23 protein-coding genes are annotated in these 26697 nt (G+C 60.8%); 10 read left to right on the top strand and 13 right to left on the bottom strand.

Annotation, left to right across the window (positions count from 1 at the left end; all coding sequences use genetic code 11):
* Positions 1 to 31: 31 nt before the first annotated feature.
* The 5 genes from fabD to ACUXV1_RS08215 all read right to left on the bottom strand — a co-directional run bounded on the left by fabD (position 32) and on the right by ACUXV1_RS08215 (position 3880).
* Positions 32 to 961 (bottom strand): ACP S-malonyltransferase, encoded by a 930-nt coding sequence (fabD, locus tag ACUXV1_RS08235; RefSeq protein ID WP_019103320.1) that lies wholly within the window; start codon positions 959 to 961, stop codon positions 32 to 34.
* A 129-nt stretch (positions 962 to 1090) separates the two neighbouring features.
* On the bottom strand, positions 1091 to 2050 hold the full coding sequence (locus ACUXV1_RS08230) for a beta-ketoacyl-ACP synthase III (RefSeq protein ID WP_446014899.1): 960 nt from the start codon (positions 2048 to 2050) through the stop codon (positions 1091 to 1093).
* Between the two features lie 5 nt (positions 2051 to 2055).
* Positions 2056 to 3093 (bottom strand): phosphate acyltransferase PlsX, encoded by a 1038-nt coding sequence (gene plsX / locus ACUXV1_RS08225; protein ID WP_446014898.1) that lies wholly within the window; start codon positions 3091 to 3093, stop codon positions 2056 to 2058.
* Between the two features lie 57 nt (positions 3094 to 3150).
* Positions 3151 to 3330: a 50S ribosomal protein L32 gene (gene rpmF / locus ACUXV1_RS08220; protein WP_011136965.1), complete on the bottom strand. Its 180-nt coding sequence runs from the start codon at positions 3328 to 3330 to the stop codon at positions 3151 to 3153.
* Positions 3331 to 3376: 46 nt separating this feature from the next.
* Positions 3377 to 3880, bottom strand: a complete 504-nt coding sequence (locus ACUXV1_RS08215; RefSeq protein WP_043591833.1) for a YceD family protein — start codon at positions 3878 to 3880, stop codon at positions 3377 to 3379.
* Between the two features lie 107 nt (positions 3881 to 3987).
* Here ACUXV1_RS08215 and ACUXV1_RS08210 point away from each other — a divergent pair, with 107 nt between their 5' ends.
* Genes ACUXV1_RS08210 through pncB form a run of 3 tightly spaced genes read left to right on the top strand, consistent with a single transcriptional unit; the run spans position 3988 to position 6487 of the window.
* The gene (locus ACUXV1_RS08210; protein ID WP_043591835.1) at positions 3988 to 4569 is read left to right on the top strand and encodes a Maf family protein; all 582 of its coding nucleotides are present in this window, start codon (positions 3988 to 3990) and stop codon (positions 4567 to 4569) included.
* On the top strand, positions 4566 to 5270 hold the full coding sequence (locus ACUXV1_RS08205; RefSeq protein ID WP_081546160.1) for an SAM-dependent methyltransferase: 705 nt from the start codon (positions 4566 to 4568) through the stop codon (positions 5268 to 5270). Before ACUXV1_RS08210 ends, ACUXV1_RS08205 begins: the two co-directional genes overlap by 4 nt.
* A gap of 17 nt (positions 5271 to 5287) precedes the next feature.
* The gene (gene pncB / locus ACUXV1_RS08200; protein ID WP_039756072.1) at positions 5288 to 6487 is read left to right on the top strand and encodes a nicotinate phosphoribosyltransferase; all 1200 of its coding nucleotides are present in this window, start codon (positions 5288 to 5290) and stop codon (positions 6485 to 6487) included.
* A gap of 118 nt (positions 6488 to 6605) precedes the next feature.
* Here pncB and ACUXV1_RS08195 read toward each other — a convergent pair whose 3' ends face one another.
* Positions 6606 to 7496, bottom strand: coding sequence for a Rossmann-like and DUF2520 domain-containing protein (locus tag ACUXV1_RS08195; RefSeq protein ID WP_446014897.1), 891 nt, complete (start codon positions 7494 to 7496; stop codon positions 6606 to 6608).
* Between the two features lie 130 nt (positions 7497 to 7626).
* On the opposite strand from ACUXV1_RS08195, the gene ACUXV1_RS08190 reads away from it, so the two are divergent.
* From ACUXV1_RS08190 to ACUXV1_RS08180, 3 genes are all read left to right on the top strand, one after another.
* Positions 7627 to 8199, top strand: a complete 573-nt coding sequence (locus tag ACUXV1_RS08190) for a LemA family protein (protein ID WP_446014896.1) — start codon at positions 7627 to 7629, stop codon at positions 8197 to 8199.
* A 1-nt stretch (position 8200) separates the two neighbouring features.
* A complete protein-coding gene (locus tag ACUXV1_RS08185) occupies positions 8201 to 9130 on the top strand; it encodes a hypothetical protein (protein ID WP_446014895.1) in 930 nt (309 codons plus the stop codon).
* A gap of 189 nt (positions 9131 to 9319) precedes the next feature.
* Complete coding sequence (locus tag ACUXV1_RS08180; protein WP_043635871.1) at positions 9320 to 9772, top strand: BLUF domain-containing protein; 453 nt, start codon at positions 9320 to 9322, stop codon at positions 9770 to 9772.
* A gap of 94 nt (positions 9773 to 9866) precedes the next feature.
* On the opposite strand, the gene ACUXV1_RS08175 is transcribed toward ACUXV1_RS08180, so the two are convergent.
* Entirely contained in the window at positions 9867 to 11144 is a 1278-nt protein-coding gene (locus ACUXV1_RS08175) for an O-acetylhomoserine aminocarboxypropyltransferase/cysteine synthase family protein (protein WP_446014926.1), read from the bottom strand.
* A gap of 677 nt (positions 11145 to 11821) precedes the next feature.
* On the opposite strand from ACUXV1_RS08175, the gene ACUXV1_RS08170 reads away from it, so the two are divergent.
* A complete protein-coding gene (locus ACUXV1_RS08170) occupies positions 11822 to 12970 on the top strand; it encodes a porin (protein WP_052370446.1) in 1149 nt (382 codons plus the stop codon).
* A 213-nt stretch (positions 12971 to 13183) separates the two neighbouring features.
* Here ACUXV1_RS08170 and ACUXV1_RS08165 read toward each other — a convergent pair whose 3' ends face one another.
* The 3 genes from ACUXV1_RS08165 to ACUXV1_RS08155 form a co-directional block, all read right to left on the bottom strand.
* Entirely contained in the window at positions 13184 to 14254 is a 1071-nt protein-coding gene (locus ACUXV1_RS08165; RefSeq protein ID WP_446014894.1) for an ABC transporter ATP-binding protein, read from the bottom strand.
* Positions 14247 to 15992 (bottom strand): ABC transporter permease, encoded by a 1746-nt coding sequence (locus ACUXV1_RS08160; RefSeq protein ID WP_114153798.1) that lies wholly within the window; start codon positions 15990 to 15992, stop codon positions 14247 to 14249. Before ACUXV1_RS08160 ends, ACUXV1_RS08165 begins: the two co-directional genes overlap by 8 nt.
* A 99-nt stretch (positions 15993 to 16091) precedes the next feature.
* Positions 16092 to 17183 carry an ABC transporter substrate-binding protein gene (locus ACUXV1_RS08155; protein WP_081554252.1) on the bottom strand — a complete coding sequence of 364 codons (1092 nt, stop codon included), beginning with the start codon at positions 17181 to 17183 and terminating at the stop codon, positions 16092 to 16094.
* 124 nt (positions 17184 to 17307) lie between these two features.
* Here ACUXV1_RS08155 and ACUXV1_RS08150 point away from each other — a divergent pair, with 124 nt between their 5' ends.
* Complete coding sequence (locus ACUXV1_RS08150; RefSeq protein WP_446014892.1) at positions 17308 to 17973, top strand: response regulator; 666 nt, start codon at positions 17308 to 17310, stop codon at positions 17971 to 17973.
* The gene (locus ACUXV1_RS08145) at positions 17974 to 19401 is read left to right on the top strand and encodes a sensor histidine kinase N-terminal domain-containing protein (protein WP_446014891.1); all 1428 of its coding nucleotides are present in this window, start codon (positions 17974 to 17976) and stop codon (positions 19399 to 19401) included.
* Here the strand turns inward: ACUXV1_RS08145 and ACUXV1_RS08140 are convergent.
* The gene (locus ACUXV1_RS08140) at positions 19398 to 20048 is read right to left on the bottom strand and encodes a TetR/AcrR family transcriptional regulator (RefSeq protein ID WP_081546138.1); all 651 of its coding nucleotides are present in this window, start codon (positions 20046 to 20048) and stop codon (positions 19398 to 19400) included. The genes ACUXV1_RS08145 and ACUXV1_RS08140 overlap by 4 nt on opposite strands.
* Before the next feature lie 647 nt (positions 20049 to 20695).
* Positions 20696 to 22279: an ABC transporter substrate-binding protein gene (locus tag ACUXV1_RS08135; RefSeq protein ID WP_043635889.1), complete on the bottom strand. Its 1584-nt coding sequence runs from the start codon at positions 22277 to 22279 to the stop codon at positions 20696 to 20698.
* A gap of 187 nt (positions 22280 to 22466) precedes the next feature.
* Here ACUXV1_RS08135 and ACUXV1_RS08130 point away from each other — a divergent pair, with 187 nt between their 5' ends.
* Positions 22467 to 23243, top strand: a complete 777-nt coding sequence (locus ACUXV1_RS08130; protein WP_043635892.1) for a substrate-binding periplasmic protein — start codon at positions 22467 to 22469, stop codon at positions 23241 to 23243.
* Here the strand turns inward: ACUXV1_RS08130 and ACUXV1_RS08125 are convergent, their stop codons facing one another.
* Positions 23244 to 26669: an EAL domain-containing protein gene (locus tag ACUXV1_RS08125; RefSeq protein WP_446014888.1), complete on the bottom strand. Its 3426-nt coding sequence runs from the start codon at positions 26667 to 26669 to the stop codon at positions 23244 to 23246. It abuts the gene before it with no gap.
* Positions 26670 to 26697 lie beyond the last annotated feature (28 nt).

The following is a 26697-nucleotide window of genomic DNA, read 5'->3' as shown; positions in this document are numbered from 1 at the left end:
CCGGCCCCGTCTTGGCGAGGCCGCATTACATTCAGTTCAGTTCGCCGCGAGCGGCTTCCAGCGCCGCCACATCAGTCAGCGCCAGACATTTGACGTTACCGTCGATGCGCTTCGCCAAGCCGGCCAATACCCTGCCCGGCCCGCATTCCGCCATCTGCGTCACGCCATCGGCGGCCAGCTTCTGGATGGTCTCGGTCCAACGCACCGGCATGTACAACTGGCGCGTCAGCGCGTCGCGAATCTGCGCCGGCTCGGTGTAGCTGGCGACGTCTGCGTTGTGCAGCACCGGAATGGCCGGAGCGCTGATGTCCGCCTGTTCCAGCGCCGCGGCCAGCTGCTCCGCCGCGGGCCGCATCAGCGCGCAATGCGAGGGCACGGACACCGGCAAGGGCAGCGCGCGCTTGGCGCCGCGGGCCTTGCACTGCTCCATGGCCCGTTCCACCGCGCCTTTATGCCCGGCGATCACCACCTGGCCCGGCGAATTGAAATTGACCGCTTCCACCACTTCGCCCTGAGCCGCTTCCGCGCAAGCGGCGCGGATGTCCTCGTCGGACAAGTTCAGGATGGCGGCCATCGCGCCGACGCCCACGGGCACCGCGGATTGCATCGCCTCGGCGCGCAGACGCACCAGTTTCACCGCTTCGGCGAAGGGCAGCGCCGCCGCCGCCACCAAGGCGGTGTACTCGCCCAGGCTGTGACCGGCCACCAGCGTCGGCTGCCGGCCGTTCAACTCCTGCCAGGCCAGGTAAGTGGCGTAGCCGGCGGCCAGCATGATGGGCTGGGTGTTGACGGTGGCGTTGATCTCGTCGGCCGAGTCCGCCTGCAGCATCGCCCACAGGTCGACGCTCAAGGCGTCCGATGCTTCGTCAAAAGTGTGTTTCACCACGGGCAAATCGGCAAAGCCATCCATCATTTTCAAGCTTTGCGAGCCTTGGCCCGGGAACAGAAATGCAAACGCCATAGTCGACTCCTGAGAATTCGACGCAAGAATGACGCAAACCGGCGACGTCTGCCAAGCCTAACGATCAAATATCGCTCAGACTAGTGACCTCACGGTCAGCCGTCGGCGGCTTGCGCGCCAATGTTTGGATCAGATCTTCAACAATACAGCGCCCCAGGCGAAACCGCCGCCTATACCTTCAAGCAATACGGTCTGGCCCCGACGAATGCGCCCGTCGCGCACCGCGCTGTCCAAGGCCAGCGGAATCGATGCGGCGGAAGTATTGCCCTGTTGCGGCAATGTGACGATCACGCGGTCCATCGGCAAGCCCAAATGCTTGGCGGTGGATTCGATGATGCGCAAATTGGCCTGATGCGGCACCAGCCAGTCCACTTCGCTCTTGTCGACGCCGGCTTCCGCCAGCGTCTTGACGGCGATGTCGGACAAGGCCTTGACCGCGAATTTGAACACAGCCGGGCCATCCATGTGCAGATAGGGCATGCCCTGGATCTTGCCGCCTGAAATCTGGGCCGGGGTGTTGAGAATGTCCTTGTAGCGTCCATCCGCCGCCAGCTTGGCGTGCAGGATGCCCGGCTCGTCGGAATCGCCGAGAATCACCGCGCCGGCGCCGTCGCCGAACAGCACACAGGTGCGGCGGTCGTCCCAATCCAGCACCCGCGACATGATTTCCGCGCCCACCACCAAGGCGCGACGGGCCATGCCGCTCTTGATGTAGTTGTTGGCGGTTACCAAGGCGAACATGAAGCCGGCGCATACCGCCTGCACGTCAAACGCCGCGCAGCCGGGAATGCCCAGTTTTTCCTGCAGCAAACAGGCTGTGCTGGGGAAAACCATGTCAGGAGTGGTGGTGGCGACGATGATCAGATCGATCTCGTGCTTGTCGATGCCCGCGCTCTGGATCGCGGCTTCCGCCGCCTTGAGCGCGAGATCGCTGGTTTTGTGTTCGTCTGCCGCAATATGGCGCGCGTGGATGCCAGTGCGCGAGACTATCCACTCGTCGCTGGTATCCACGCGTTCGGCCAACTGCGCATTGGTGAGCACCTGCTCGGGCAGAAAGCTGCCGGTGCCTAGAATGCGGGAATAGCCCATGGTTGTCAGTTCGCTTCCGCCTCGGACTGCTTGAGATTATTTAATTGGTGCGCAATCCGGTCGGCGATGTGACCAATCACGTCGGAGCCGGCTTCCTCGCAAGCCTGCTCCAGCGCGTAACGGAATCCTGTGACATCGGTCCCGCCGTGGCTTTTCACCACGATGCCGCGCAGGCCCAGCAAGCTGGCGCCGTTGTAGCGGCGAGGATCAATGCGTTTCTTGAAGAGCTTGAGCACCGGCAGCGCGGCCAGCGCGCACATGCGCGTCCACCAACTGCGGCCAAACTCTTCTCTCAGGAACACGGCGAACATGTGAGCCAGCCCCTCAGCTGTCTTCAAAGCCACATTGCCGGTGAAACCGTCGCAGACTACCACATCCACCGTGCCTTTACAGATGTCGTCGCCCTCCACGTTGCCGTGGAAATTGAGTTCGGACTGGCGCAGCAGTTCAGCGGTCTTCTTGATATTGTCGTTGCCCTTGATGTCTTCCGAGCCGATGTTCAGCAGGCCCACGCAAGGAGTGGCGATGCCGCTAAGGCACACCACCAGTTCGGACCCCATGATGCCGAACTGCAACAGTTGTTCTGGAGTGCAATCGACGTTGGCGCCCAAGTCCAACACGCAAGACAAGCCCTTGACGGTGGGCAGCATCTTGGCGATGGCGGGCCGGTCGATGCCGGGAATGGTCTTGAGCACGAAACGCGCGGTCGCCATTAGAGCGCCGGTATTGCCGGCGGACACGGCGGCCTGAGCCTCGCCTTCTTTGACCAGATTGATGGCCACCCGCATCGACGAGTCTTTCTTGTTTTTCAAGGCGAGCTGAGGCGCCTCATCCATGCCCACCACTTGGGTAGCGTGCTGGATGCGGATGCGTTCACGCGCGACGCCTTGGTGCGCGTCCAGTTCCGCCTCTAGGGCAGGCTGGTCGCCAACAAGAATCAAACGGGTGTCGGGATGGTTCTGCAGGAATTGGATCGATGCAGGGACGGTAACCTTGAGGCCAACGTCACCGCCCATTGCATCAACCGCGACGGTGATAGTCATCAACGAGTGCGGTAATAGTGCTGCCTAATCAGTGAGGAAAGTAGGAAAACGGGGAGATTACTCGCCCTTGGTCTTCACAACTTTGCGGCCGCGGTAAAAACCGTTCGGGCTGATGTGGTGGCGCAGGTGTGCTTCACCGGTGCTGGCTTCTACGGCCAATGCCGGGGCGGTCAGAAAATCGTGTGCACGATGCATGCCGCGCTTGGACGGGGACTTTTTGTTCTGTTGAACAGCCATGGTCGACTCCTAAGAAATTCAAGTAGATTCGGTTCGAATCCGGGTTTTACTCGGACTTGGGTCTCTTAAGCGCCGCCAGCACCGCAAACGGATTGGGCTTGTCAGCCTTGGCGAGCGAGAGAGTTTCCCTGCCGCAATCGTCGTGTTTCGGCGACAACGGCAAGCCCATAATGATTTCGTCTTCGATCAGCGCAGTCAGGTTCAGTTCCGGTTCGGCGATGATTGCGTCCAGCTCTTCGTCTTGCTCGCAAGCTTCTTCCAGCTTGTCCGGATCGGTAAACAAGGTGACCACCGAATCGGTGTCCAGGCTGTACGGCATGCTTTCCATGCAGCGCTGGCAAGTCACTTTGAGTTCCGCCGACAAATGAAGACGCAGCGACAAACGGTTCAACCGGTCGCGAAAACCGTCCAGGGCGTATTTTACTTCCCCGGAGGCGTCGGACAGGTCGCTGTGCACACGCTCATCCAGCTCGCCAACCGGCAGTTTGCCGGCTTGCGAACGCCCTTCCCGGGCGAACTTGAGCGGATCGATCAAAATCGGTTTAGACATAAACCTCGCATGGTACAATCCATTCCCCTGATTTGTCAAAAGAAACAAGGAGCCCTCCGCGCGCGCCGCCAGGCCGCCCCGGCTCCGCAACAAGCGACGTCCACACCATGCAGATCGTACTGGCCTCCACTTCCCGCTATCGCCAAGAAATCATCGCCCGTCTGGGCCTGCCCTTCCACGCTGAACCGCCGGTGTGCGACGAAACCCCGCTGCCGGGCGAAACCGCGCTGGAAACCGCGCTGAGGCTGGCGCGCGCCAAGGCGCAATCGCTGGCGGAGAAGCATCCGCAAGCGCTGATTATAGGTTCCGACCAAGTGGCTTTGCTTGACGGACAGCAGATAGGCAAGCCAGGATCGTTTGAAAACGGCGTCAAGATGTTGCAATGGATGAGCGGCCGTACCGTCGTCTTCCATTCGGCGCTGGCCTTGTACAACAGCGCCGAAGGCCGCCTGCAGGAAACGGTGGGCATCACCCGCGTTACCTTGCGCGAACTGAGCGAAGCGCAAATCCGCAACTACCTGGAACGCGAACCGGACGCGCTGCACTGCGCCGGCAGCGCCAAGAGCGAAGGCCTGGGCGGCGCGCTGCTGGAACGCGTGGAATCCGACGACCCCAACGCGTTGATCGGCGTGCCCTTGTTCAAATTGATTACGATGCTGGCCAACGAAGGCGTGGAGATTTTGCGATGAGCGGCACCCTGTTTCTAATCCCCGCCCCCTTGGGTGACGAATCCATCGCCTGGCTGCCCGAAGCCGAACGCGCCAAGGTGCTGCACCTGACCCGCTTCGTGGTGGAGGCCGAAAAAACCGCGCGCAAGCATCTGAAGGCGCTGGGCGTCAGCGCGCCCATCCGCGAACTCGCCATGAGCACGCTGAACGAGCACACCCCGGCCGCCGACGTGGCCGCCTTGCTCCAACCGCTGCTGGACGGCCACGACCTCGGCCTGATTTCCGAAGCCGGCTGCCCGGCGGTGGCCGACCCCGGCGCGCAACTGGTGGCGCTGGCGCACGAACGCGGCTTGCGAGTGGAGCCCTTGATCGGCCCCTCTTCCATCCTGCTGGCGCTGATGGCCAGCGGCGCCAACGGACAGTGCTTCGCCTTCCACGGCTATCTGCCGGTGGACGCGGCGGACAAGGCCAAAATCGTCAAGGAACTGGAGCTGCGTTCGCGCCAGCGCAACGAAACTCAAGTCTTCATCGAAACGCCGTACCGCAACAATGCCTTGCTGCAACAGCTGCGGGACACGCTGTCCCCCGCCACCCGGCTGGCAGTGGCTTGCGACCTGACTTTGCCGAGCCAGACCATCGTCAGTCGCCGGGTCAAGGACTGGCCCAAAGACGCGCCGGATCTGCACAAACGTCCGGCCATTTTCATCATTCACGCCGCCTGAGCCCGCCCATGGCCAAAATTCCGCCGCTGATCCACTCCCTGCTGGACACCGATCTTTACAAGTTCACCATGCTGCAAGTGGTGCTGCACCAGTTCCCCGCCTCGCACGGCGAATACGAGTTCAAGTGCCGCAACCGTCCAGACATGCCGCTGACCCAGCTGAAGAAGGAGTTGGAAGCGCAACTGGACTGGCTGTGCCAGTTGCACTTCACCCAGGAAGAGCTGGCCCATCTGCGCACGCTACGCTTCATCAAGAGCGATTTCGTCGATTACCTGGAGCTGTTCCACCTGCAGCGGCGCTTCATCACCGTGTCCTGCCAAGACGAGGAACTGGTGATTCGCATCAAGGGCCCGCTGGTGCAAGCGATGTTCTTTGAAATCTTCGTGCTCGCCATCGTCAACGAACTGTATTTCCGCCGCCTCGATTCAGCCGAGGTCCGCGCCGAGGGCCTCCGCCGGCTGGAAGCCAAGATTGCCGTGCTGGAACGCTTCCGCGACAGCGAGGCCGAACAGCAACGCTTCCCCTTGCTGATCGCCGATTTCGGCACCCGCCGCCGCTTCAGTCGGGAATGGCAGCAGCACGTGGTGGAACGCCTGAACAACGCGCTGCCGGACATTTTCCGCGGCACCAGCAATGTTTATCTGGCCTGGAAACTGGGCATCACCCCGATAGGCACCATGGCGCATGAGTTTTTCCAAGCCTTCCAGGCGCTGGGGGTGCGACTGCGCGATTTCCAGAAGGCGGCATTGGAATCCTGGGTGCAGGAATATCGCGGCGACCTCGGCATCGCGCTGACCGACGTGGTGGGCATGGACGCTTTCCTGGCGGACTTCGACCTTTATTTCGCCAAGCTGTTCGACGGCCTGCGCCATGATAGCGGCGACCCCTATCAATGGGGCGAAAAGGCGATCGCACATTACCGCAAGCTACGCATCGACCCGGCCACCAAAATGTTGACCTTCAGCGACGGCCTGAGCGTGGACAGCGCGCTGGACCTGCACCGCCACTTCAGCCCCAACATACAAGTCAGCTTCGGCATCGGCACTCATTTCACCAACGACATGGGGCTTGAGCCACTGCAAATTGTCCTCAAATTGGTCAGCTGCAACGGCCAGCCGGTGGCCAAGCTGTCCGACAGCCCGGGCAAGACCATGTGCAGCGACGAAACCTTCCTCGCCTATCTGCGCCAGGTGTTCAAGGTGGCGCTGCCAACCTGAGAGCGTACTCAAAGTCCGCTGCGCGTCGGAAGGGAAATTGTGCGATGAGCGCCGGCTTCGAAATGCTCATGTACCACGCGTACATTCCGCTTTCTCAGCCGTTTTCGCCTGTCTCGCCCTAGCTCGCGAGACCTTGAACAGGCTCGGAGCCCTCCTCGAACGCCAGCGCGCTTAGCACTTGCCGGCGCGCCGGTTCTGGCAACCCTTCGCCGGCCAGCGCGACCGTCTGTCTGCCCAAGGCTTGATAGACGGCGCGCAACTCGCCATCGTCCATCGCCTGCAAATGCAGGGCCACCGTCGACGCGTCGCCCCGCGCGATCGGCCCGGTCAAGGCCGCTTGCGGCCCTAGCGCCAGCGCGTTCTCCAAGGTCTGCCGCATCAGACCGCCCAGCAAGGGCGTAATCAATTCTTCCGGCACACCGCCCTGCCCGGCCAAGTGCCGCGCGATGGCGGTCAGCGTCACCAGATAATTGGACGCCACCGACAAGGCCGCGTGATAGGCCGGCTTGCCGCCGTTGGTTAGTTCAAACGGCCGCCCGCCTATGGCCTGCGCCAGCGCCCGCAAAGCGACGCACGCCTCGGCGTCGCCCTCCAGCGCGCACAGCACGCCGGAAAACCCTTCAAGCGCGACAGCGGGATCGGCGAAGGAAAACGCCGGATGCAGGCTGCCGATATGCGCGCCGCGCGCCGCCGTCGGCCGCAATAATTCGGCCCCGCTAACACCGCTGGCGTGAAACACCACAGCGCCGGACGGCACGCCGGACGCGGCCAGCCGCTGGGCGCAATCGGCGATCGCCGCATCCGGCACCGCCAGCAGATAAAGATCGGCGGCGGCCAAATCCGCCCACTCCGTCACCGGCCGGCCCATGCCGATGAAGGCGCAGGCGGCGGCGGCGGAGTCCATATTACGCGTCATCACGTCCTGCACGCTGTAGCGGCCGGAACGCCGCGCCAACGCCGCCAAGGTCTTGCCCAGGCGCCCCGCGCCTATGATGTTGATCCGAATCACGCTTCCCCCTGAATATCTCAACCGCCTGGGCGAGACCCGACCCGGGCGCAGACAAAAAAACATCGTTGCACGATAATGCGGTGCATGGACGCCGCGCATCGGCGACGCCTGCCTCCGGAGAGATCCCACCATGAAGCTCGCCGTTTTTCTCGGCGTCATCGCCGCCGTCTTTCTCTACCTGATCACGCTATACAACGCGCTGATCAATTTGAAGCACCAGTTGACGCAAAGCTGGGCCAATATTGATGTCATCCTCAAACAGCGACACGACGAGTTGCCTAAGCTGGTGGAGGTGTGCCGGCAATACGCCCAGTTCGAACAGGAAACCCTGACTCAGGTCATGGCCGCCCGCGGCGCGGTGGCCGATTTCGCCCGGGCCCGGGATCCGGAAGCCCTCGGCGCAGCGGAAGGCCGCCTGCACGGTCTGATCAGCCAGCTGTACGCGGTGGTCGAAGCCTATCCGGCGCTGCAGGCGGATCAGCAATTCTCGCAATTAAGCGCGCGCATCAGCCAACTGGAAGAAGCGCTGGCGGATCGCCGCGAACTTTACAATGAGGCGGTCAAACTCCACAACGCCCGCATCGAACAGTTCCCCGATGTGCTGCTGGCCCGATTATTTCACTTCCCGCCGGCCCGGCCCCTGCGTTTTGCCGCCGCGGAAACCCGCGACGTGGACATGAAAGCGCTGTTCGCGCGCGACTGACATGCCGGCGCTCCCCTCTGTGCTGCAAGTCCTGGGGCTGACCCTGTATCTGCTGGCCGCAGCCATATGGCTCCTTGGCGGAGAAGCCCGCCACGGCCTGCTGATCGCGGCCATCGTCGGGCTGATAAGCTGGCGCATGAACTACCGCCATTATCGCCAGGTGGCGGACACGCCCACCTCCAGGCTGGGCAGCGCGGCGTTGGGTCAGGTCGAATTATGCGGCCGGGCCCGCTGCCATCCCGGCGCGCCCAACTACAGCCCCTTAAGCGGCCGGCGCTGCGCCTGGTATCGCTGCTGGCGCGTAGACGAGCGCCGCAAGCTGGACTGGGATGACTGGCTGGCCTGGGCCTTACAACGCTCCAACCGAATGGCGACCAGTGCCAACCCGCCGGAAATCAGCAGCGACGACAGCTTCCTGCTAGTAGACGGCGACGCGGAAGCCACCATCCTCCCCGGCGCCGCGCAAGTGGTCGCCCGCCACCGGCGCCGCTGGCACGAAGATGGCATGCTGCTGATAGAGGAATGGATAGATGAAGACGAGGCCATCTATGTCCGCGGCCAGTTGCGACGCCTGGATTCTCGCGCCACCGCTCTGGACTTGCGCCTGGACATCGGCGCCAAACTGGCGGAATGGAAAAACGACAAGGAAGACCTGTTGCGCCGCTTCGACCTGGACGGAGACGGCCAACTCAGCGAACAGGAGTGGTCGCTGGCGCGCGCGGCGGCGCAACGCGAAGTCATCGCCCTGCAGCAGGAACTGGCGCGACAGCCGGCCTCCTTGCTGCTGAGCGGCGATGAGCAAAGCGGGCCACTCATCATCACCACCTTGTCGCCGGAGCAAAGCGCGCGATGGTTCCGCCGCCGAGCCTGGCTCCACGCCGCCGTGGCGTTTGCCTGCGTATTGGGCTGGCTCAAGCTGGCTCGGCTCTAAAAACCTGTTCAAAGTCTGCTGCGCGTCGGCGATACGGCGTTAAAAACAAGCTCAAAATGCTCATGTGCCACGCGTACATTCGGCTTTCTCAGCCGTTTTCGCCTTGCCTAGCCTTAGCTCGCGAGATCGTAAACACGTTCTAAACCTCTATACTGAAACCAGAGCAATCGCCACGCGGCAGGAGCGCACATGATCCGCCTGATCTATAGCAGCGCAGCCCACCACCCGGTTTCAGCCGAAACCATGCATAAGCGCATCCGCCATTTTCGCGACTACAACCAAAGCCAGGGCATCGCCAGCGTGCTGCTGATGCTGAACGACGACTTTCTGCAAATACTGGAAGGCCCTGAAGAAAACATCGATGCGCTCTATCAACGTATCGCGCGCGACCCGCTGCACCATCAACTGACCTTGCTGTCGCGCGAGGAGATCGAACACCCCATGCTGGCGAACCATCCGTTGGAATACCTTGCTCCGGTGCCGCAAGCCGATGGCAAACCGCTATCCGCGGCCGCCATCGCCCGAGACGCCGGCTGGACCCTGCACGGCAAGGTCCAGCATGTGATTCAAAGCTTTCTCGACGGCAAATGGCATCACCACCTGCCCAACGGCATGAATCCGCAAGTGCTGCACCGCGGCTGAATCCATCTATATATATAGTGTCTTCGCGATCAACCGCGGCTTGCCCCCCCCCTCTTCGGCCCTCCATCTTGCCTCACACATCCGCAAACAAGCGTTACCTCGCCGCAGCAGTCAGCGCCTGGTCGATGTCGGCCAGAATGTCGTCGATATGTTCGATGCCTATCGACAAACGCACCATTTCCGGCCGCACCCCGGCGCGCAATTGCTCATCAGCCGACAACTGGCGATGAGTGGTGGTGGCCGGGTGGCAGGCCAGCGATTTGGCGTCGCCGATATTCACCAGCCGGGTCACCAGTTGCAAAGCGTCGATGAAGCGCCCGCCTGCCGCCGCGCCGCCTCGGATGCCGAAGGACAGCACACCGGAAGCCCGGCCGCCGAAGTAACGCTGGGCAAGGTGGTGGTCCGGGTGATCTTCCAGCCCGGCGTATTCAACCCACTCCACCGCAGGATGAGCTCGCAGATGCTCGGCCACTTGCTGCGCGTTGGCGCAGATTCGGTCCATGCGCAACGCCAGTGTCTCTATGCCTTGCAAAATCAGAAAGGCGTTGAACGGCGCCAGCGCCGCTCCCATATTGCGCAAGGGCACCACCCGCGCCCGCGCGATATAGGCCGCCGCCCCCAGCGCTTCCACATAGTTGACACCGTGATAGCTGACGTCCGGCGTGTTCAAGCGCGCGAAGCGCTCGGCATGCTCGGCCCAGTGGAAACGGCCGCTATCGACAATAGCGCCGCCTATGCTGTTGCCGTGTCCACCCAGATATTTGGTCAGGCTGTGCACCACGATATCGGCGCCGTGCTCGAACGGTCGGCATAGATATGGCGACGGCACCGTGTTGTCGACGATCAAGGGCAGACCATGGCGATGCGCTTGCTCGGCGAAAGCGGCGAAGTCGACTACATTGCCCAGCGGGTTACCAATGGATTCGCAAAACACCGCCTTGGTGCGCGCATCCGCCTTTTCTCCTATTTGCTCCGGATGACGGTGACTGACAAAGCGCACCTCGATGCCCAGCTGCGGCAGCGTGTGGGCGAATAAATTATAAGTGCCACCATACAGGGTGCTGGTCGCGATGATGTTGTCGCCGGCCTCGGCAACAGTTTGTATCGCGTACGTGATCGCCGCCATGCCGGAAGCCACCGCCAGCGCGCCAATCCCGCCCTCCAGCGCAGCCACCCGCTTTTCCAGCACGTCGGTGGTCGGGTTCATGATGCGGGTATAGATATTGCCCTGCACTTTGAGATCAAACAGATCCGCACCGTGCTGAGTGCTGTCGAATGCGTAGCTGGTGGTTTGGTACAAGGGCACCGCCACCGCCTTGGTTGTCGGATCCGGCGCATAGCCGGCATGCACTGCCAGGGTTTCCAGCTTCATCTTGTCGGTCCTTCCTTCTATCAGGGTAAGTGGCATACCGTTCGCCCATGCCACCCACCCACCTTAACCGGGAACCAAGACCAACAAAAGAAGCGAAACCTAACACCGCCAAACCAAACAATCTATGCGGACGCAAGAACAGACTGCAAACCTCATACAACTTCAAAACAGACAAAATAAAACAAAACATATTTTACAAACAACAAGTTAGCACTCACAGCCAATAGCATATATACAAGTGCGCCATCTCTTTTCAAGCTATTTACATAGACATCGCTTTCTATTATGATTCGATTGTGAATTCGTTCCGATGTGCGTCTTGCGGCATCGTGAATTCTCTTCAAGTCACGTTGATTTTTGAGCCCGCTCCTCGCGGGCTTATTTTTTTTCACCACCCCGAATCATTCTATTTCTTCCCCTCACCGCCGATAACCCTTTGGCATAAGGCTTTCCGCCGACAAGTGCATTTTTACAACACTTGCACGCAATGAGCCATTTTCATGATTTATCCATTTACTTCATTGGCTTAGCAAGACATTTCCATGTAAAACCACACATACAAAGCAACAATTGGTTGTTGATTTGCAACACCGTATTTACCTAAAAGTTGCATTTACACAACTTAGCCAATAGCATTTGCTCACATTCCTAAACCCATATAAAAGGATGACTTGACCATGAAAAAGAGTCTGATCGCCCTGCTGGTAGCTACTCTGCCGGCTGCAGCTTTCGCTGACGTGACCATCTACGGCAAAATCAAAGGCGGCGTTGAATACGTTGACAATGGTTCCACCAAGCAAACCAACATCGACGACCTGGGTTCCCGTATCGGCTTCAAAGGCAAAGAAGACCTGGGCAACGGTCTGAAGGCTATCTGGCAAGTTGAAACCGGTTTTGGCATTGATGGCCAATCCCGTACTGGTTCCAGCAGCGGCACTTTCGCTAGCCGTAACTCTTTCGTAGGTCTGCAGAGCGATCTGGGCACCCTGCGTCTGGGTAACGTGTCCAACTTCCTGGACAGCGACATGGGCATCGTTGACAGCTGGGAATACGGCAGCGACGCGCTGGGCCTGGGTATTTTCACCCGCGATGGCAGCCGTCTGAAGAACTCCGTGCGCTACGACCTGCCGAGCATCGCTGGCTTCAGCGCCGCTCTGCAATACGGCACCAAGGAAGACAAGAGCAAGAACACCCAAGCTCGTGAAACCACTATCGTTGGCCTGGGCTACGAAAACAGCGGCTTCTTCGGTAAGTATGCTTACATCCACGAGAGCAAAGCTCAATCGGCCGCCAATGTAATTGTTGACACGACGACCGGCAAAGCCATCGTATCCGACAAGGCTGGCGCTGGTCAGGTCTCTCTGGGTTCCTTCGTTAATCCGACCTCCAACGATAAGCATCGCCTGGAAGTTGGCTACAACGCCAACAACCTGCTGGTTGCCTTCGGCTACCAACAGCAAAAAGGTGGTTTGGATATCGTAGGCAGCACTTGGGCTAACCAAATCATCAACGGCGCCAACTACCCGGCTTCTAGCGTTATCGATGCCAACGGTAAAGTGAAAACCCGTGAATACGCTTTGACCGCTGCCTATACCATCGGCGCATTCACCCCGAAATTCACTTACGCTCACGGCGACAAGATTGAAGTTAGCGGCGTAAAACTGAACGACTCGCAATACAGCCAGTACGTACTGGGCGTTGACTACGCGATCTCCAAGCGCACCACCTTCGGCGCGCAATACGGTCAGATCGACGTTAAAGGCGGCCTGGACAACGCCAATAAAGACCTGAAGGCCTTCGGCGTGAACATGATCCACGCATTCTAATTTGTCGGTTCGACGCAAGAACCTACGAACATGAATGAGAAAAAGGCCCGCGCAAGCGGGCCTTTTTCATTGCCGGAGCCCTCTTTCCGGCTCACAGCCATTCCTGCGATAGCTATAGACGATAGTCTCTAGCAGCAGTCAGTCTCCTCCACACCTCCAAGAAAAAAGGGCAAGCTGCACGCTCGCCCTGTGATGGCCCTGCTACGCGTCGAATCAGGCCGGCGCCGCCTCGAACGCCCAAGTATCCTCCAGCCCGAATTCCACCCAGCACTCGCCCTTGGGCTTGGCTTGCTGACCAAAGGCGCGCAAGCGCAGATCTCCATGCTGCAACAGGTATTCCCAGCGGTCGCCCAAATACATCGACGCGATCAAGTGGGCCGGCAGGCTGTTGCCGCCCGGCTCATCTTGCACGCGCAACCGTTCCAAACGGATCACCGCCTCAGCCTGCTGCCCCACCTGCAATGCCTGCCTCGCAGTGGCGCGAAGTTGCCAGCCCTCGCCCTGCAAGGTGACGCTGGCGCCGTCCCGAGCAGCCACCTTGGCCTGCAGCGTATTGTTGGCGCCCATGAATTGCGCGGTATAAAGGGAAGCCGGCGCGGAATACAGCTCGGTAGGACTGCCTGCCTGTTCGATGCGACCGTTCTTCAACAACAAAATCTGGTCCGACATCGCCATCGCCTCACCCTGATCGTGGGTGACGCACAAGGCGGACAAGTTCATCGACACGATCAGTTCGCGCAACCACGCGCGCGCCTCTTCGCGCAGCTTGGCATCCAGATTGGACAGCGGCTCGTCCAGCAGGATCACCGGCGGGTTGTAAATCAGCGCCCGGGCGATAGCCACGCGCTGCTGCTGGCCGCCGGACAATTGATGCGGATAGCGCTCCGCCAAATGCCCTAGCCCCAGCTTGTCCAGAATCTGCCTCACCCTTGCGGCGATCTCTGCTGTCGAAGTCTGGCGCAATTTCAAACCATAGCCGACGTTCTGCGCCACGGTGCGATGCGGCCACAAGGCGTAAGACTGGAACACCAGGCCGAGGGAACGCTGCTCCACCGCCAGATTACAACCGACGGACGCGTCATACAAAGGCCTGCCGTCCAGCAGGATTTGACCTGCCGACGGCTGCTCCAGCCCGGCGATAGCGCGCAGCAAAGTGGTCTTGCCGCTGCCGGAAGCGCCAAGCAAGGACACCACCTGGCCGGCGGCCAGATCAAAGGAAACACCCTTCAAGATTGGATTCTGATCGTAATTCAGATGCAGATCGCGCACGCTCAGCTTAGTCATGCAGTTTCACTCCCAGACGCAAGGCCAGCGCCAAGCCGGCGCCCACCATCAAAATATTGATCACAGACAGAGCCGCCACTTGGTCCACCGCGCCGGTGGCCCACAGGGACACCAGCAGGGAACCGATCACCTCGGTGCCCGGCGACAGCAAATACACCGCGGTCGAATACTCCCGCTCGAAAATCATGAAGATCAGCAGCCAACTGGACAGCAGACCAAAACGGATCAAAGGCAAGGTCACGTCCAGACTGGTCCGCCGCTGACTGGCCCCGGCGGTGCGAGCGGCTTCTTCCAGCTCCGGCCCTACTTGCAGCAAGGCGCTCTGCACCAAGCGCATGCCATAGGCCAGCCAGACCACGGTGTAGGCCAGCCAGATCGACAGCATGCTGTTCTTCGCGCCTTGTAGGCCGGGCACAAACAAGAACACCCACAGAAAGGCCAAGCCGGCCAGGATGCCCGGCACCGCGCGAGGCAACAGCACCAGGTAATCCAGCAAGCGCGCCCCCCAATCGTGGCGGCGATGACCCGCGAAACCGACCAGGGTGTAGAAGCCCACCGCCAGCGCGCCGCCGATCACGCCGACGCCCAGCGTGTTGACGATGGCGCGGACGATGTTGTCTTCCTCGAACACCAGCGCGTAATGATCCAGCGTCAAGGTCTCCAGCAAGGACACGCCCTCGCCCCAGTGACTGACCACGGAGCGCAACGCAATGCCGGAAATCGGCACCACCACGGTGAGAAACAGCCACAACAGCACGATGGCCAGCGCCAGATAACGCCAAGGCCCCAGCGATAGCGGATGCTGGCGGCCGGCCTTGCCCTTGAGCGCGACGAAACGCTGAGCGCTGCGCAACAATCGGCGCTGCAACAGGACCAGCGGGAAAGTAATGGCGATCAGACACACCGCCACCGCGGCCATCAGGTGATAGGACGGCACGCCGAGTTTATTGGTCAGCTTGTACAGATAAGTGGCCAGCACCAGATGCCCTTCCGGATCGCCCAGCACCAGCGGCAGGCCGAATACCTCGAAACCGAGAAACACCACCAGTACGCCGGCAAACAGCATGGAGGGCATCACCATCGGCAGGCTGACGTCCCGCGCCACGCGGAAGGGACTGGCGCCGGCCACGCGCGCGGCCTCTTCCACGTCCGAGCCCAGATTGCGCAAGGCCGCCGACGCGTACAGATAGACATGCGGCACATGAGTCAGCCCCGCCACTACCGCGATACTCAGCAGGGAATAGATGTTCCACGGCACCTCTTCCACGCCGAACCACTGCTTGAACCATAAAGAATAAAAACCCACCGGCCCGGCCGCCACCACATAACCGAAGGCCAGCACCATGGGCGACACGAACACCGGCGTCAGCAGCAAGGGCTCCAGCCAACGCCGCCCGGGCAAGTCGGTGCGCGCCATCAAAAACGCCAGCACCCCGCCCAGCGGAATGGCGATCAGCGCCATGCCGGCGGCGATCACCAGCGAATTGCCGAGCGCGGACCAGAAATCGGGATCGGTGAACACAAAGCGATAGGCGACCAGCCCCACATTCTTGTCCGCCATGAAAAAGGGCTGATCCAGCAGGCTTTGGTAGACCACCAACGATAGCGGGGCCAATACCAGCAGGGCCAGCACGCCCAAGACCAGCCAACGGCCGGCGGCGCTCCCGCGTGGCCAGCCGCCGTGGACGGCGGCCTTGGCCGTCTCAACGGGGACTGCCGGATTAATGGAAGAGTTCATGCTTGCTCCCAGACCTGCGCGCAGGCCTCTGCGCCGTCCGCGCGCGGCGGACGGCTGATTCTGTCATTGGAAATGTCGGCCGCTGCGGCCGAGGACACGCTACTTCTTCAGCGCTTGCTGCCAGCTGCGCATGAAGTCCAGCCGCTTGGCCTGGTCCAGATAGACCAACAGGCCGGTGCCCACCTGGATAGGTTTGGCGCTGCCGCCCAATTGCTGGTTCAAGGCAGCGATGGAAGCCGCGCCGCTCACGTCGCTGCGCAGCGAGAACAGCTCGGACTGATTGGCCAACACGCTTTGGCCGCGCTTGGACAGCAAATAATCCAGCCACAGCCGCGCTGCGCCCGGATTGCGCGCCTTCTTGGAAATGATGGCCAAGCGGCTGACCACTTGGGTGTAATCCTTGGGATAAACGTAGCCGATGGCCGGGTCTTTTTTCGCCTTGGCGTAAGCGTAGGAGCCAAGGATGTTGTAGCCGATCAGGTTCTCGCCCGAGGAGATCCGCTCCATCATCGCGCCGGTGGAGGTTTGCAGTTTGACCCCCGTGGCGCCCAGCGTACGCGCCAACTCCCAGGCCCCGTTGGCGTTATGGCGCACGTCCTGAGTCAGAAAATTGAAGCCGACGCCGGACTTTTCCACATCGTAAGTCGTGACCTTGCCTTTGAAACGGGCCGGGTTCGCCTTGAGGATGCGCACCAGGTCGGCGCGGGTCTGCGGGATTTCCTCCGGCTTCAGCAAACGCTTGTTGTAGACAATGGCCACCGGCTCGTAGGTGGTGCCGTAGGCTTGCTGTTGATAATGCGCCCAGGTCGGTATATTGGCCGCCTCCGGCGAGGCGTAGCTGGCGGCGTAGCCATCATTGACGAACTTCACCTGCAAATCCATCGCCGAGCTCCACACCACATCGGCGCTGGCGCTATTGGCCGCGTTCTCGCTGATGAAGCGGTTGTAGATCTCGGTGCTGTTCATATCGTGATATTCCACTTTGACGCCGGGATACAAGGCTTGGAAATCCTTGATCAAGGGCCTCGCCGCGGCACTGTCCGTGGCTGAGTACACCACCACCTTGCCCTCCTTGACGGCGGCGTCCACCAAATTCTGGTAAGCGGCGGGATAACCGGCTGGCAGCGCCGCCCAAGCGGCGGCGGAACCCAGCGCACAGCACAGCGCGGACAGGCTTCTGACTCTATTCATGGTGTTGCTCCTAGGTAGATGAAGATGTTCGCGACATCTTTCGAATCGCGCAGCTCTATTGGCTTCGCTTCCCCAGCCATGATATTAGAGTAAAGCTTTCAATCCGCTTTCAGTGACCCACACCATGCGCTTGCTCTTAGTCGAAGACAATCCAGCCTTGTCCGAATCGCTGGCCCAGGCCTTGCGCCAGGCCGGCTTCGCCGTGGACTGCATGCTCAACGGCAGCGACGCCGATCATGTGCTCCGCACCCAGGACTACGCGCTGGCCATCCTTGACTTGGACCTGCCCAAACTCAACGGCTGGGAAGTGCTGCGCCGGCTGCGCGGCCGCAAGCAAACGCTGCCGGTGCTGATACTGACCGCGCACGGCTCGGTGGAGGAGCGGGTGCGCGGGCTGGACCTGGGGGCCGACGACTATCTGGCCAAGCCCTTCGATCTCAACGAACTGGAGGCGCGGGTGCGCGCGCTGATCCGCCGCAGCCACGGCAGAGAGAGCCCTCTGCTGGAATTAGGCCCCCTTAGCTACGACAGCGTCGGACGCCAGTTTCAGCTGAACGGCGACGCGCTGCATCTGACGCCGCGTGAACACGCGGTGCTGGAAGTGTTGATGTTGCAAGGCGGCAAGGCCATCGGCAAGAACCAGCTGTCGGAAAAGATTTTCGGCCTGGATGAAACCGGCAGCGCCGAAGCCATAGAAATCTATGTGCACCGCCTGCGCAAGAAACTCGCCGGCCAGCCGGTTTCCATCTTGACCCTGCGCGGGCTGGGCTATCTGTTGACCACTCCGTAAATGCGAACCGCCCTTTCCCGTCTCAAACCCGCCAGCTTGCGCAAGCAATTGCTGCTCGGGCTGTCCGTTCCGCTGCTGCTGATGCTGGCGCTGGACGGCTGGATGACTTACAACCGCGCCTTGCAGGCGGCCAATACCGCCTTCGACCGCATGCTGCTCAGCTCAGGCCGCGCCATCGCCGACGGCGTCGCCGCCCATGACGGCGCCGTCAGCGTGGACATCCCCTATTTCGCTTTGCAAATGTTCGAGTCCAACGCTTCCGGCAAGGTCTTCTACCGCGTCAGCCGCGCGGACGGCGCGTTGCTCACAGGTTACGACGACTTGCCGCTGCCGCCGCCGAACCGGCGCGAGTCCATCCGCTACCAGCCCGATTACATGGACATCACCTACCACGGCGAAACGCTGCGCCTGCTGACCTTACGGGTATCGGTGCGCGACATGAGCACGCTGCGCAGCCAGGACGTGTGGATACAAGTGGCGGAAACGCCGGAATCCCGGGAGCAACTGGCGCGCACCTTGCTCATCGGATCCCTGGCGCAGGAAACACTGCTCGGCATCCTCATGCTCGCCATCGTGCTGCTGGCGGTTGGCCACAGCCTGCGCCCTTTGCGTCGTCTGTCCCGTAATGTGGTGGCCCGCAAGGAAACCGATCTCAGTCCCCTGCCCAGCCGCGAGCTACCCACCGAGTTGACGCCCTTGGTGGATGCCCTGAACCAGCAAGGCGTGCGCTGGCACAAATTGCAGGCGGCGCGCCGCCGCTTCATCGACGACGCCGTCCATCAGCTGAAAACGCCGCTGGCGGTGATGCGGACTCAAGCGGAGTTGGCGCGTCGCCAGGCGCTCGAACCCTCATTGCGCCAGCAACTGGACAAACTGCTCGCCTCGCTGGACAGCGCCAGCCATGGCGTGCATCAGCTATTGCAACTGGCGCGGGTAGAGCCGGACAACGGCCAATCCATCAAACTGGACGACATGGACCTGGCCGCCTGGGTCAGGGACTGGGCATTGGAGCAAGCGCCCTGGGCGCACGGCCAAGGCGCGGATCTGGGTTACGAAGGAGAAGATACGGTGCGGATACGCGGCAACGCCGGTCTGCTGCGGGAATTGCTGGCCAACCTCCTGGACAACGCCATCCGCTACCACCCCAGGGACAGGGATGCGCAAATCACGATCGCGGCCGGCGCGTTGCCGACGCCGTGGCTGCGTGTCGACGACAACGGCCACGGCATCGCAGAAACGGAACTAGACAAGGTATGGCTGCGTTTTTATCGCATCGCCGGCGCAGCCAGTAGCGGCAGCGGCCTTGGCTTGGCCATTGTCAGGGAGATCGCCCACCGGCACGGAGCGGCGGTGGAGTTAAGCCGCAACGCCGGGGGCGGGCTCCGCGTCAAACTGCAGTTCCCCCCGGCCGGCAACGAAGCGGTTTAGAACGGAAGCTGGTACAAAGGGTTACGGCTATCGGCGCCTTCCGCTCGGATGCGCTCCAGCTCGGTGCGCAAGGCGGTCAGCAACCACTGTTCGCGCATTTTGTCCCCTTCCGGATGCTCGTTCAGCATACGGTACAAGGCCATGCCGTGGAAGGTGGTCATCATGGTCAGCAAAGTAGCGAAGAAGCCGGTAGAGATCGCGTAACGCGGAAACAGCGATGCCATCATCGCGACGAAGCGATCACGGAAGTAGTTGCTGGAGCTGGCCAGGAAGATTTCCCGCAGGTCGGCGGTGGTTCGGGCCGCCATCAGCAGTTCCATCAACACGATGTGGCGCGGCGACAGCACCAAGGCCTTCATCAGCGCGACGATTCTCTCCTCTTCCGGCATCGTGCCGGGCATTTCCGCCGCCAGCTTGAGCCCGGCCTCGAAAATATCGTCGACTACCTTGCGCCCCACCGGCAGCATCAGTTCGTTCTTGGTAGCGAAATGGCGGAACAAGGCCCCCTGAGAGACGCCGGCCCGGCTGCAGATCAACTGCACGCTGGTACCGTGATAGCCAAACTCCAGCAGACACTCGATGGCCGCTTCCACCAGTTTCCCAATGGTGGACTCCCTACGACTTTGTTGTGTTCGTCTAGTTTGCATTATATTCTTATGTCATGTTTATCCCAACCAAGCTTTGATGATACGCGAAACTTTTGCCATAAGCGAGGGTGAGCGCACGCTAAATAGGCCAGTGAGTAGTTTCAACTAGGGACAACCCAAAAAACGCTGTCCTTTTTAAGATTATTTCCCAATAACACTTAAAAAGAGGTCGCAAAAATTAAAATAATTATTATTAAATTGCTTAGTTCTAATGATTTGGAACATTTTGCATGACAGGCTGTCTTCGCAGCCGCGTCCATCGTGGTCTAGCGGCCGGCGTGGCATCCGCGCAACGTGGGAAAATAGCGGCAAGATCGCCGCTGATATGCGAAAAACAGCGCCATCGCCAAGATAATCGCTTGCACCGGCCTTTGACTCCCCAGCCCTCAGCCCACTCGCTCTCGGCGCACTGCGCTTCTTCTCAAGATAACAAGCACACACTCAAGCAATGTCACCCTTAGGAAGCAGACAGTTTCTAATCGAAAAAATAAATACTCTAAAACAACATTTCAACAAAAATACGATGCTGAATTAGTTGATACGGGAAAATATTCACTTATAAGTTCGCATCCGAACATTACCCTGAGTCTAGCGCCAGATGCTGACAAAACCTGACGGACCAGCCGCAAGCGGCCAGTCCGTCGGACTCAATTCAACTGCGCCCGCCCAAAGTCCACCCGCCCAAACGGGCTAACCGCATAGCCGCTCAAACTCTTGCTTGCCAATGCGTAAGCGGTGGGATGCGCCAACGGCAGCCACAGGGCCTGTTCCTGGATCAACTTTTGCGCCGCCAGATACAGTTTGGCGCGCTGCGCGAAGTCGCTGCTCTTCTTGCCGTCGCTGATGAGCTTGTCCAGCTTGGCGTCGCAGAAACGCGCGAAATTGGTGCCGGACTGCACAGCCGAGCAGGAGAATTGCGGTGTCAGGAAGTTGTCCGGGTCGCCATTGTCGCCAGCCCAACCCATGAACAATAGCTCATGCTCTCCGGCTTTGGCGCGCTTGATCAGCTCCCCCCACTCGATCACCTTGATCTGCACCTTAACGCCGATCTTGGCCAGATCCGACTGCAACAGCTCGGCGCCGGCCTTGGGATTGGGGTTCAGCGTGCTGCCGCTGGGCCGCACCCATACCGTGGTTTCGAAACCGTCTGGATAGCCTGCCTGGGCCAACAGCTTCTTGGCTCGCGCCGTATCGTAGGGATAGGGTTTCACGCCCTTGTTATAACTCCACGTATTGGGCGGATAAGGCAGGTCCGCCGCGGTGGCGGTGTTGTCGAATACCGTTTTCAGGTAGCTGCTCTTATCGAAAGCCAGGTTGAGCGCTTGCCGCACCAAGGGGTTGTTCAGCGGCTTTTTCTGGCTGTTGAAGGCGATGAAGGCCGTCATGAAAGCAGGGGTCTGCAACACCTGTAGCTTGGAATCGGCCTTGGCCGCCAACACATCCTGCGGCTTGGGCGACAAGGCCAGCTGGCACTCTCCCGCCTTCAATTTCTGCGCCCGCACCGCCGAATCAGGAGTGATGGCGTAGATCAACGCGCCGACCTTGGGTTTGGCGCCCCAATAAGCGGGGTTTGGCGCGTAGCGCACCACCGCGTCCTTCTGGAAGCTACGGAAGACAAAAGGGCCGGTACCGATGGGCTTGGCGTTCAAGTCCGCCTGACGACCGGCCGCCAGCAACTGCCCGGCGTATTCAGCCGAGTAGATCGATGCGAAACCCATCGTCAGGCTGGACAGAAAGGTGGCTTCCGGATAGTTCAGCTCGAAACGCACGGTATTGGCATCGACCTTCTGCACGGCCTTGATCAGCTTGGGAAACTGCATCGACTGCGCGTGCGGATAACCGTTCGGCGCGCTCTTGTACCAAGGGTGCGCGGGGTTGAGCATGCGTTCGAAGGTGAACACTACGTCGTCGGCCGTCAGCTTGCGGCCAGGCTTGAAATAATCGGTGGCGTGAAACGCGACATTGGGACGCAGCTTGAAGGTATAGCTGAGGCCGTCCTCGCTGATCTGCCAGCTTGCGGCCAGCCCCGGGGTCACTTTGCGAGTAGCCGGATCGTATTCGACCAAGCGGTTCATCAGCACGTCCGCCGACGCATTGGTGGTGACGAGGGAGTTGTACTGCACCACGTCGAACCCCTCCGGATTAGCGTCCGTGCACACGGTCAACGGGCGAGCGGCCAGCGCCAGGGTGGGTGCCAGGGCCAAGGCCAAAAGCGTCAATTGCTTGTTCATCGGCATTTCCTTATCAAACTGCATGGCATCTTCGGTATCAGAAACGAAGGTTAAGCGAATAGGCGCAAAAAACAAACCATCGATTATGCATATCCATATTCGCACCGCGGGCCAGACCGAAATTTGAGCCCTGCGCAAATTGCCGCTACAGTCAAAGCGAACAGCCAGAATACAAAGCGCCATCGACATGACCCGCCGCCACTGCCTGCTTGCTCTGCTTTTGACCTGCCTTGCCGCCACGCAACCGCGGGCCGCGCCGGGTCCCGCGCTGGATATCCTCACCGAGGATGATCCGCCTCTGACGTTTGAGCAAGACGGCAAGGCTTCCGGCCTGGTGGTGGAGGTGGTTCAAGGCATACAGCGCCGCGTCGGCAACCATGACCCCATCTCCGTTGTGCCTTGGGCGCGCGGCTACCGCCAAGCTCAACAGCAGCCGAACACCGTGCTGTTCAACACCAACCGCACCCCAGAACGGGAACGCATGTTCAAGTGGGTGGGCCCGGTTACCGAAACCCTGGGCTGCCTGTTCGTGCGGCGGGACAGCCCGATCAAGCTGCAGACGCTGGACGACGCCCGCAAACTGCCGCAGATCATGGTGGTTCGGGACTGGTATCTGCAACAGCTGCTGAGCGCGCAGAACTTCTCCAATCTGGCCACCGTGGCCACGCCGGATCAACTACTGACCATGCTGATGCGCAAGCGCGCCGATGTCATCGTCAGTGAAAACACCACCCTGCCCCACCAACTGCGGCAACAGGGCTTCGACCCCTCTCAGGTACGCAAAGCGCTGACCTTCTCCCACACCTACGGCTATATCGCCTTTTCCCGCCAGACGCCGGATGCGGTGATCAAGGCCTGGCAGCAGGCGCTGGACGAGATGAAGCGCGACGGCAGCTTCGCCGCGCTGTACCGGCACTGGCTGCCCGGCGAGGCGGTACCCGGCATTAACCCGCCCGCCCCCTGATCACTCGAAGCGGCTTCGCCACCAGGCCACCAGCTCCTCGGCCGGTAAGGATCGCGAATAGAGGTAGCCCTGACCGCTATGGCAGCCGCGCGCCAACAGCAAGGCGTGCTGGGACTCGGTTTCCACCCCTTCGGCCAGCACTTGCAGGCCCAGGCTTTCCGCCATCGACACGATGGCCGCCACCATCGCCAGGTCGCGCTCGTCGCTATCCAGCCTAATGATGAAGCTGCGGTCTATCTTCAATTCATCGATAGGCAGCCGCTTGAGGTAGGACAATGAAGAAAATCCGGTGCCAAAGTCATCCACGCTGACGTGAAAGCCCATGCGTTTGAGCGTAGGCAGCGCCTTCATCGCGCTGTCCGCGTCCATCAAGGTGCCCTCGGTAATCTCAAGACACAGCTGCTCCGGCGGCGCCCCGCTTTCCTCGGCGATCAAACGCAAGCGCGACACGGCGTCCGGCAAACCAAAGAAGCGCGCTGAAAGATTAACGCTGACGCGCCAGGGCGGCAGCCCCTGCTCTCGCCAGGCCATGACCTGCTTGCAGACATTACGGAACACGTATTCGTCGATATCGATGATCAGGCCGGTTTTTTCGGCGATGGCGATGAACTCGGCCGGCGATTGCTTGCTCCCATCCAACTCCCAGCGCAACAAGGCCTCCACCCCCAACATATCCTGGCTGCGCAGCGTCAGTTGCGGCTGGTACTCCAGCCTCAGCTCCTGCCGCTGCAGAGCCTGGCGCAGGCCGGTTTCAATCTGCAGGCGCTGACGCACGCCGTCGGCCATATCCTCGGAGAAGAAACAATAGCCGTTCTTGCCCGCGTACTTGGCGCGGTACATCGCCATATCGGCGTCGCGCATCAAACCCTCCGGCGTGTCGGCGTCGCAGGGGCAGCAGCTAACCCCGATGCTGGCGGACAAAAAATAACGGTGATCCCCGTCCTGGCACGGCGTCGCCAGCGCCGCCAGCATCTGTTCGGCCAAGTGCTCGGCGTCGCCGTCCGCGGCGTTTTCGGCCAAAGCCACGAACTCGTCGCCTCCGATGCGGAACAAAAGGTCGTGCCCGCGCACGCAAGCGCGCAGCCGTTCGGCCACGATGCGCAATAGGCGGTCCCCCACCTCATGCCCCAAGTTGTCGTTGATAAGGCGAAAATCGTCCAAATCCACCAACAACAGATACAAGCGCCGGCCCGAACGCTGATGATTCCTCAAGCTCCATTGCAGCCGCTCATTCAACTGCACACGGTTGGGCAGCTGGGTCAGGCTGTCATGCTTGGCGAGAAACTCGATATCTAGCTGCGAACGCTTCAAGGTGGATACGTCGCGGGCAAAACCCATGGCGCGCCGAGGCCGTCCCTGCTCGTCTCGCCACAGGCTGGCGCTCACCTGCATCCAAACCTGCCCCTGCTCCGGCGTGGCGACGCGAAACTGGCATTCGTGCAGGCTCTCTCCGGCCTCCGCCGGCAAAGCCAGCCACCGCCGGCGCAGCTCATCCAGATCCTCCGGATGGATTTGCCCCAGCAAAGCGTCCAGGCTGTCATGGCGATAATCCTCGGCCCGCCCGAAAATACGCCCCACCGGCCCCTCCTCATGCAAGACGCCATCGACCAGATCCACCTCCCAGGCAATCTGCTCCGCCGCGTACAACGCTTGCTTCAGACGCATCGCCGAGCGGCGCCGCTCTCCAATCAATCGCCCCACCCGCGCCAGCAACTCCGCCACGGAAAACGGCTTGAACAAAAACTCCTGCACGCTGTTCTGCAGCATCCGCAGCCGCAGCGAGTCGTCGGCCCTCGCTGACAGCATCACCACTGGAATGTCCTCGGTCTGTCGATTGCCGCGCAGCGCCGACACCAGCTCTTCGCCGCCCATGCCCGGCATCATCAGATCGCTAATGATCAAGTCCGGCTGCTCGCTCAAGGCCAATTGCAAACCGCGGCCGCCCTCCGGCGCCGTCATGACTCGATAATGTTTGCCCAGCGCACCGGCGATGAAGGCGCTCATATCGGGATTGTCTTCCACCAACAGCACCAGCGCTTGGCCGTTCTTGTCCGGCAAGGCCGTGGTCTCGCCCAGTTGCGGCGCGGGCAAAGGCACCGCGCCGCCGGCCAGCAGATCGTCCAGCCGCAAGTATTCCGACACCACCGGCGTTCCCGCCGGCGCCTCCAAGGGCAGGCTCAGTTGGAACAAGGCGCCGCCGCCCTCCGCCGCGGACAAACGCACTTCGCCATGGTGCAGTTCGATAAACTCCTTGACGATGGCCAGGCCCAGCCCGGTACCGCCATGGCGGCCGTAATCGCCGTCCTCCACTTGCACGAAGCGCTCAAAAACCTTGTCGCGCATCTCGGCCGGCACCCCCGGCCCATTGTCACGCACCCGAATGTCGGCTTGCCGGCCTTGCAGTTCCAGCGCGATCTGAATATGACCGCCGTCCGGCGTAAATTTGAAGGCATTGGACAGCAGGTTCAACAAAACCCGCTGCAACTTGATCGCATCGACCTGAGCCGGCGCCGTTGTCGGCGCGGCCACTTGGTAATCGATGCGTCTGTCGCTGGCCAGAGAAGCAAAATAAGAGGCTACATGGCGCACCAACTCGGCCAGATCCAGCTGCACATAACGCAGCTTCAGCTCCCCCGCGTCCAGCTTGGCCACGTCCAGCAAATCGTTCACCTGCTGCAACAACATGCGCGCCTGCCTCTGGATCAGGGATAGATTGGGCGCCTCCCCCGGCTCGGCTTGCCCGGACAGGAAGCGTTCGACCTGCCCCAGAATCAGCGTCAGCGGGGTGCGCAGCTCATGACTGACATTGGCGAAAAATCGCGTCTTCATCTGGTCCAGCTCCCGCATTTGCTGATTCAAGCGGGCCAGTTCGCTATTCGATTCCTTCAAGTCGGTATTGGCGCGAGCGATCAGCGCGTGCTGATTCACCATTTCGGCTTCTAAGACCGCCGCATTATTCTTCAACCATTCGACGGAAAAATCCCGCACCGCGCTCTCGCCGCGCAAGCGCACAAACTCGCTGACATCCTGAACGCTGTGGATGATGCAGCTGACGCTGCCGTCGGCGCGCTTCACCGGCCAATTGGTCGGGCTCCAGTAGCGCTCCTCGAAGCTCCCGTCCGGTCGGGGAATATCGTATTTCTGCATCGCCATGCTGTCCTCAACCCCGGTGGACAGCACACGCTGCAAAGAAATGCGCAGATTGCGCGAGCCTTCGCCTTCCGGTTCGTCGGGATTGACCGGAAAGATATCGAACAGATTGCGCCCCAGGATGGACTCGCGCCGGGTCAGCGTCGTCTGCAGATAAATATCGCTGGCGGCGACGACGTTGAAATCGGTGTCCAGCACCAAGTACAGCCCTGGCGACCGTTCGAACAGCAGCTGAAAATCCGGCGCGGCAATCGCAGCCGGCACGCTCAACGCCAACGCAGCCTCCTATTGATAGGGTTTACAT

It is taken from the genome of Chromobacterium sp. W521, assembly GCF_052805975.1.
The sequence above is the reverse complement of the archived record's forward strand: the minus strand, read 5'-3'. Positions and strand labels throughout refer to the sequence as shown.

What these genes read in the sequence shown, in the direction of transcription:
- fabD (WP_019103320.1), bottom strand. Translation starts at nt 961, where the DNA reads ATGGCGTTTGCATTTCTGTTCCCGGGCCAAGGCTCGCAAAGCTTGAAA.
- ACUXV1_RS08230 (WP_446014899.1), bottom strand. Translation starts at nt 2,050, where the DNA reads ATGGGCTATTCCCGCATTCTAGGCACCGGCAGCTTTCTGCCCGAGCAG.
- plsX (WP_446014898.1), bottom strand. Translation starts at nt 3,093, where the DNA reads ATGACTATCACCGTCGCGGTTGATGCAATGGGCGGTGACGTTGGCCTC.
- rpmF (WP_011136965.1), bottom strand. Translation starts at nt 3,330, where the DNA reads ATGGCTGTTCAACAGAACAAAAAGTCCCCGTCCAAGCGCGGCATGCAT.
- ACUXV1_RS08215 (WP_043591833.1), bottom strand. Translation starts at nt 3,880, where the DNA reads ATGTCTAAACCGATTTTGATCGATCCGCTCAAGTTCGCCCGGGAAGGG.
- ACUXV1_RS08210 (WP_043591835.1), top strand. Translation starts at nt 3,988, where the DNA reads ATGCAGATCGTACTGGCCTCCACTTCCCGCTATCGCCAAGAAATCATC.
- ACUXV1_RS08205 (WP_081546160.1), top strand. Translation starts at nt 4,566, where the DNA reads ATGAGCGGCACCCTGTTTCTAATCCCCGCCCCCTTGGGTGACGAATCC.
- ACUXV1_RS08190 (WP_446014896.1), top strand. Translation starts at nt 7,627, where the DNA reads ATGAAGCTCGCCGTTTTTCTCGGCGTCATCGCCGCCGTCTTTCTCTAC.
- ACUXV1_RS08185 (WP_446014895.1), top strand. Translation starts at nt 8,201, where the DNA reads ATGCCGGCGCTCCCCTCTGTGCTGCAAGTCCTGGGGCTGACCCTGTAT.
- ACUXV1_RS08180 (WP_043635871.1), top strand. Translation starts at nt 9,320, where the DNA reads ATGATCCGCCTGATCTATAGCAGCGCAGCCCACCACCCGGTTTCAGCC.
- ACUXV1_RS08175 (WP_446014926.1), bottom strand. Translation starts at nt 11,144, where the DNA reads ATGAAGCTGGAAACCCTGGCAGTGCATGCCGGCTATGCGCCGGATCCG.
- ACUXV1_RS08170 (WP_052370446.1), top strand. Translation starts at nt 11,822, where the DNA reads ATGAAAAAGAGTCTGATCGCCCTGCTGGTAGCTACTCTGCCGGCTGCA.
- ACUXV1_RS08165 (WP_446014894.1), bottom strand. Translation starts at nt 14,254, where the DNA reads ATGACTAAGCTGAGCGTGCGCGATCTGCATCTGAATTACGATCAGAAT.
- ACUXV1_RS08160 (WP_114153798.1), bottom strand. Translation starts at nt 15,992, where the DNA reads ATGAACTCTTCCATTAATCCGGCAGTCCCCGTTGAGACGGCCAAGGCC.
- ACUXV1_RS08155 (WP_081554252.1), bottom strand. Translation starts at nt 17,183, where the DNA reads ATGAATAGAGTCAGAAGCCTGTCCGCGCTGTGCTGTGCGCTGGGTTCC.
- ACUXV1_RS08150 (WP_446014892.1), top strand. Translation starts at nt 17,308, where the DNA reads ATGCGCTTGCTCTTAGTCGAAGACAATCCAGCCTTGTCCGAATCGCTG.
- ACUXV1_RS08145 (WP_446014891.1), top strand. Translation starts at nt 17,974, where the DNA reads ATGCGAACCGCCCTTTCCCGTCTCAAACCCGCCAGCTTGCGCAAGCAA.
- ACUXV1_RS08140 (WP_081546138.1), bottom strand. Translation starts at nt 20,048, where the DNA reads ATGCAAACTAGACGAACACAACAAAGTCGTAGGGAGTCCACCATTGGG.
- ACUXV1_RS08135 (WP_043635889.1), bottom strand. Translation starts at nt 22,279, where the DNA reads ATGAACAAGCAATTGACGCTTTTGGCCTTGGCCCTGGCACCCACCCTG.
- ACUXV1_RS08130 (WP_043635892.1), top strand. Translation starts at nt 22,467, where the DNA reads ATGACCCGCCGCCACTGCCTGCTTGCTCTGCTTTTGACCTGCCTTGCC.